3 protein-coding genes are annotated in these 6764 nt (G+C 65.6%); 1 reads left to right on the forward strand and 2 read right to left on the reverse strand.

Annotated elements, in window-relative coordinates:
* Positions 1 to 26 precede the first annotated feature (26 nt).
* Entirely contained in the window at positions 27 to 1550 is a 1524-nt protein-coding gene (locus GU920_RS08300) for a trimethylamine methyltransferase family protein (protein WP_161766441.1), read from the reverse strand.
* Positions 1547 to 3622: an oxidoreductase gene (locus GU920_RS08305; protein ID WP_161766442.1), complete on the reverse strand. Its 2076-nt coding sequence runs from the start codon at positions 3620 to 3622 to the stop codon at positions 1547 to 1549. The genes GU920_RS08300 and GU920_RS08305 overlap by 4 nt, the downstream gene beginning before the upstream one ends.
* A gap of 567 nt (positions 3623 to 4189) precedes the next feature.
* Here GU920_RS08305 and GU920_RS08310 point away from each other — a divergent pair.
* On the forward strand, positions 4190 to 6764 hold a 2575-nt coding region (locus GU920_RS08310; protein ID WP_161766443.1), incomplete at its 3' end, for a calcium-binding protein.

Genomic DNA, 6764 nt, shown 5'->3' on the forward strand with positions numbered 1-6764 from the left:
CCTGTCCCCTTGTTCTGTTCTGCGCATCAGTTCATCGGCGCCCCGCCTTCGGCCTTGCGCTGCGCGACATAGGCGGCCAGCGCCTCGTCCACGGCGGCATCAAGGGGGGGATCCTCGGCCTGCGCCAAAAGCTCTTTCCAGACGGTGTTCGCCCGCTGCGCCGCGTCGATCCCGCCGCGCTGCACCCAGTTCGGGTAATTGTCCCAGTTCGATACCATCGGCGCATGAAAGGCCCGCTCATAGCGTTCCATCGTATGCACCGTCCCAAAGAAATGCCCGCCCGCGCCCGCCTCGAGGATCGCGTCCAGCGCCAGATCGGCCTCGGTCGTCGCAAGCGGCTCGAACCAGGCATCCATCATCTGCAGCATCTCGGCATCCAGGATCAGCTTCTCGAAACTCGCCGTCAGCCCGCCATGCAGCCAGCCCGCCGCGTGCTCCAGAAGATGCGCCCCCCCGGTCAATGCCCCCCACAGCGCCATCTGCGATTCATAGGCCGCCTGCGCATCCACCGCATTCGCCGCCGTCACGTTGGACGATCGGAACGGCACGCCCACATGCCGCGCCAATTGCCCGCTTGCCTGCGCCGCCTTGGCGTATTCTGGCGTGCCAAAGGCGGGCGCGCCAGACCGCATGTCCACATTGCTGGTGAACCCGCCATACATCACCGGCACGCCCGGCCGCACAATCTGCGTCAGCACGATCCCGGCCAGCGCCTCGGCATGTTGCAACACCAGCGCGCCCGCCAGCGTCACGGGCGCCATCGCCCCGGCCAGAGTGAAGGGCGTGATCACATTCACCTGCCCATGCGCCGCCATCGCAATCAGCCCCTCCGCCATCGGCACATCCAGTTGCAGCGGCGAATTGGTGTTGATGATCCCCAGCAGCACCGGCCGTTCCCGCAGCCCCTCTGCCGTCGTGCCCAGCATAATCGCCGCCATCTCGATCCCGTCCATCGTCCGGGCATGGCCCAGCGTCTGGGTCTGCCAGCTTTTGTCCAGATGCCGGATCTGCGCATGATAGATGTCCAGATGCCGCGTGTTCGCGGGCAGGTCCAGCGGCTCGAACGGACAGCCGCCCTCCTGATGGAGGACGTTCAACCCCTGCACCAGCCGCAGGAAATCGCACATCTCGGCATAGGTTCCGTCCCGCCGCCCCTTGTCGTTGCACATCACATAGGCCGGCCCCCCGACCGAGGCGTAAACGCAATGCGCCCCCCCGATCTTCAGGGATTTCCGCGGGTCCCGCGCTTCCAGCGTGAATTCCCCCGGCACCGTCGCCAACCGCTCCGCCACCAGCGCCGGGTCAAGGCGGACCGTCTCGCCCTCCACCCGCGCCCCGGCCTGCGCGTATAGATCGCGCGCCGGGCCATGCAGCACGCGCAGCCCCTGCCGCGCCAGCACATCCAGTGCCGCCGCATGGATCGCAGCGACCTGATCGTCGGATATCACCCGCACCCAATCGACCCGCCGCTCCACCTGCCCGAAGGGCCGCTGCGGCACCCCGCCCGAGGGGCGGCTGCCTTGCCGTCTGCGCCCCTCGACCCGTGTCATTCCGCCGCCTCCGGCATCTGGAAATCCCGCGGCGCAAAGGGCGCATCCCGGCGCGGCCTCGCGTCCGCCGCCGACACCCCCACTTCCCGCGCCGTCTTGTGCCCCTGATAGACGGCATGCACGATCGCCCCCGGCGCCAGCGCATCCCCCGTCAGATGCAGTCTTTCGCGCGGCATCACCCCGGCCAGCGCCTCATGCAGCGCACTTCCCCCCTGCCGATAGCCCACGATCACCAGGGACCGCACGGCCACCTCCCGCGCCTCACCGCTGAAGATCTGCGCCAGCCGCAGCCTTTCGCCATCAAACCCCGTCACCACCTCCAGCGTCCGCAAGGCGATGCCCTTCGCGGCAAAGGACTGATGGACCAAAGGTTGTTCATTCGTCATGAACCCCCAGGCCGCCGCCGCGCCCGCCGTGGTGACATAGGTCACAGCGCAGCCCTTCCCGACCAGATGTTCGGCAATCGCAGAGCCAAGGTAATAGTTGTCATAGTCGAACACCGCGACCGGCCCCTCCGGCACCACGCCTGCGGCGATGTCATCGGGCGTGTAGACGCGCGGCGCCTCCAGCGGCACCGAAGGCAGCTCGTTCGCCCCGCACAGATGCGGCAACCAGCGCGCGCCGGTGGCGATCACCACATGATCCGCCGCGAAGTCCCGCACATCCGCCGCCGACAGCGTGCTTTCCGGGTAAAGCGTTACATTCGGCAGTTTCCGCAACTGCCCCATCCGATAATCCACCACCCGGTGCCATTGGTTCAGCCCCGGAAGGCGGCTTTCCCAGCGCAGCCTCCCGCCGAACTCCCGCGCCGCATCGGCCAGCGCCACCTCATGCCCCCGCCGCGCCAGCGTCAGCGCCGCCTCAAGGCCCGCAGGCCCGCCGCCCACCACCAGAACCTGTCCCCGGCCATCCTTCCGCACGATCTCGGGATGCCAGCCACGCCGCCATTCCTCGCCCGCCGTCGGGTTCTGCGTGCAGCGCACCCAAACCCCGTCATGCCAGCTGGAAATGCACATGTTGCAGCCGATGCATTCGCGGATGTCCTCCACCCGCCCCTCTTCGATCTTCTTCGGCAGGAACGGATCGGCAATTGACGGCCGCGCCCCCCCGATCAGGTCCAGCACACCCCGCTTCACCATAGAAACCATCGTATCGGGGCTGGTGAACCGCCCCACCCCCACCACCGGCTTGTCGGTGATCGTCTTCAGGAAATCGACGACAGGCTCATGGCTCCCCTCCGCCGTGTAACGGCTTGCCGCGCAATCGGTGGCGGAATAGTCCATCTTCACGTCGAACAGGTCCGGCGCATCCTTCAGATGCTCGATCACCTCATGCGCCTCGCTGGGTGCTACCTCGGACGGCCGCCCCCGCAACTCCTGCATGGAAATCCGCAGCGCCACCGCACAGCGCCCGCCCGTCGCCTCGCGCACCGCGTCGATCAATTGCTCGACCAGCCGCACGCGATTGCGGACCGATCCGCCATAGTCATCCGTCCGCCGGTTATAATCCGACAGCAGGAACTGATAGGGCAGATAGCCCATCCCCGCATAGACATAGAGGATGTCGAACCCCGCCCGCTCGGCCATCACCGCCGCCTCGGCGTGCCAGCGGATCAGATCGCGGATATCCTGCGCATCCATCACCTTCGGCCGGGCTGAAGACATGAACCCCACATGCGTCGCCATCCACGGCACGCCCGATGGCGACAGGGGCGCGTGCCGCGTCGTCCGGTTCACCGCCGCCGCTCCACCATGCCACAACTCCACCGCCGCCAGCGCCCCCTGCCGATGCGCCGCTTCGGTCATCAGCATATGCGACCGCAGATCCGCCTCATCCCACAAGGTGGCGCAGGGAAAGGGGCTGTCATCCGAACTGGGATGGATGGAACAGGCCCCTGTGGATACGACAGCCCATCCCCCTTCCGCCTTCATCTCGCGAAAGGCCGCACGCACATGCGGTGCGGCATTGGTCATGCCGGATGCATGGGGAACCTGAAAGAACCGGTTCCGCGCCACCTTCGGCCCGATCTTCACCGGCTCGAACAGGATGTCATGGCGCGGATCGCGGGGCATGCAGCCTCCCGGATGATTCTTTTATTGAACTACCGTATAGTAACAAGCTGCCCCGATCTGGCAACAGTTTCCGCTCAGGCCCAAACGGCCACGCGCCGCGCTGATCTTTCGCGCCTAGGAATCTGCAGTGCTGGTTAACGCTGATTCGCGGCCCCGGCGCGCGCCCCGCATCCTGCAACACCAAAGCAAAACCCAATGATTTCAGTGGTCTGAGGCCGTCCTTCTCCGGGCTCTCGGATGGCAGTCTGCGCTGTCGGCCGGGTGATCCGCGCATCCCGCCATCGCTGCCGCGAAACGGAGTAAAAACTGCCCGATTTCGGCCGTCTTTCCCCGGAATGAAGGGCGTCTGACGGGATCGGCCCTTGGTTCGTGTGGGGTCAGTCAGATGACGAATGTGAAGGTGCGGTGATGGTAACGATTGCAGCAATGCCAGTGCGGTTTGATCTTCAAACCTCGGCCCTGTCCATCGCGGGGCTCCGCGTCCCCCATCATGCAGCCTTCCGATCCGCCGCCCGCCGTGGGCTCCGCGCCCATTTCGCTGTGCATTGAACTGAGGGGTCTTCCGCGATGCCCACCAGTTTCGAAGTCATCTTCCTCGGTACGCTGCCCCGGATCGACACGGGTCAGGGCGATGAGGATATGGAAAACCCGGAGTTCCTCTTTGGGACCTACGGCACATCCGCGGCACCTCTCAGCACGCAGATCCGCAACCTGACGGCAGAGCGGCTCAGCGAAGATGACAACAGCAGCTATGACATCGACAACAACGGCGGCTACGATTCGTTCCGCATCAATGGCGGCGCGCCACAGAACTTCGATGGCTGGGCCACTTACAACGCACTGATCACCTATTCCGATGGCTCCTCCGCCAACATCACCGCGGTGGTGATCCAGGATGTGAACGGCAATACCTATCTGGTCCCGGAACAGACGGCGAATGCGGATCAGGCCGCGCTGACGGCGCGTCCCATCATGTCGCTCACGCTGCAAAGCGTGGCTGCGAATGGCGGCGATCTGATCGCTGACCGCGTGGCAGGCGATTTCAAGGCCGCGGTCGATGGCACATCCGGCAATGATTCCATGGGTCTGGGCTATACCGATGCCCAGGGCGACCAGATCACCAACACCAACGACGACATCATCGCCGGCGCTGGCAACGACACGATCAACGCCGCGAACGGCAATGACTACGTCAATGCCGGCGATGGCAACGACAATATCGAAGGCGGTGACGGGAATGACCGGGTGCTGGCCGGGGCGGGAAATGACACGCTCTTTGGCAGCATGGGCATCGACACGCTGGAAGGCGAAGACGGCAACGATTCACTTTTTGGCGGCTTCGGCGTCGATTCGCTTCTGGGCGGTGCGGGCTCTGACAACCTGTCGGGCGACGCCGGGGATGACACGCTGTTTGGCGGCACCGAAAATGACACGCTCTTCGGCGGCGCCGACAATGACCTGCTTTACGGGGGGGCCGGGAATGACGGCCTGGCGGGCGAAGCAGGCAATGACACGCTGTTCGGGGATATGGGCGATGACACGCTGAACGGCGGTGCCGGCAACAACGCCCTCTACGGCGGCGCAGGGAACGACAGCCTCATCGGGACGACCAGCGCCAGCGCGGATAGCCTTTTTGGGGGTGACGGGGCCGACCGCTTCGTCGGCGGCGCGGGCGACAGCATCTTCGGCGGCGAAGGCGGCACCGATTCCGATATCCTCTACCTCACCTACGGCTCTGGCATCACCTACGGCGGCGGCAACAACGAGGCGGGGACAGTCAACCTCGCCGGCGGCGGCACCCTGACCTTCGCCGAAATCGAAAGCATCCGCTTCTTCGGCTCGGTCGATGGCAGTTCCGGCAATGACACCATGACCTTGGGCTTCACCGACAGCGATGGCGATGCCATCACCGTCGGGAACGATACGATCGACGCAGGCGCGGGCGATGACAGCATCAACGCAGCCGATGGCAACGACATCATCTTCGGCGGCAGCGGCAACGACGCGATCGAAGACTGGAACGGATCCGATCTCGTCTATGCCGGGTCCGGCAATGACCGCGCCGACATAGGCAGCGGTAACGACACCCTGTTCCTTGAGGATGGCAACGACACCGCCACCGTCTGGGACAACAGCGGCACGAAAACCATCTCGGGCGGTACAGGCACGGACCGGCTCGATTTCGCGAACTGGCAAAGCAGCTCCGGCGCGACCGTCACCTTCACCGGCAACGGCGCAGGCAGCTTCAGCCACTTCGGCGGCGCCACGACCGGCACGTTCACCGAATTCGAGCAGGTCTCCGGCACAGCCAACAACGACACGATCAACGCCGCCGCCACCACCGCCGGGGTCACTATCGACGGCGAGGCGGGCAATGACGTCGTTACCGGCGGGACGGGTGGCGATACACTGTCGGGCGGCGACGGGTCTGACACGATCATCGGGGGTGCCGGCAGCGACAACATCCTCGGCGGCAACGACAACGATTCCCTCTCCGGCGGTGCGGACGGCGATACCCTGCGGGGCGAATCCGGTGACGACACCGTCAACGGTGATGCTGGCAGCGATGCGCTCTTCGGGGGCGCCGGAGAGGATCAGCTTTTCGGCGGCACCGAAGATGACCTGCTGTTTGGCGGGATCGGAAACGATCTCCTGTCCGGTGGGTCGGGAAATGACAACCTCGCGGGCGAAGGCGGCAACGACACGCTTCAGGGTGGTGTCGGCGATGACGGCCTCTTCGGCGGCGACAATGACGATGTGATCACGGGCGGCACCGGGAACGACACGCTCGACGGCGGCGCAGGCACCGACCGTGCGGTGTTCACCGGCCCGGTCACGGAGTACAGCTTTGACTACGGCCCCGGTGGCGCGCTGATCGTCACCGATACCGTTGCCGCCCGCGACGGCACCGACACGCTGACGGGGGTGGAGTTCGCTACCTTCAACGGCGTCACCTACCGCGTGATCAGCGGGGATGACGGGTCCAACACCACACTGCAAGGCCCCGATGACGGCACGCCCAGCATCATCATCGCCCATGACGGCAATGACTGGGGCGGCGGCCATGCCACCAGCGATGCGGTCTTCGGCGGCGCGGGCGATGACACGCTCGACGGTGGCGGCGGCAATGACACGCTGGCGG

The sequence above is a fragment of the Paragemmobacter ruber genome, from assembly GCF_009908315.1.
GTDB lineage: Bacteria > Pseudomonadota > Alphaproteobacteria > Rhodobacterales > Rhodobacteraceae > Paragemmobacter > Paragemmobacter ruber.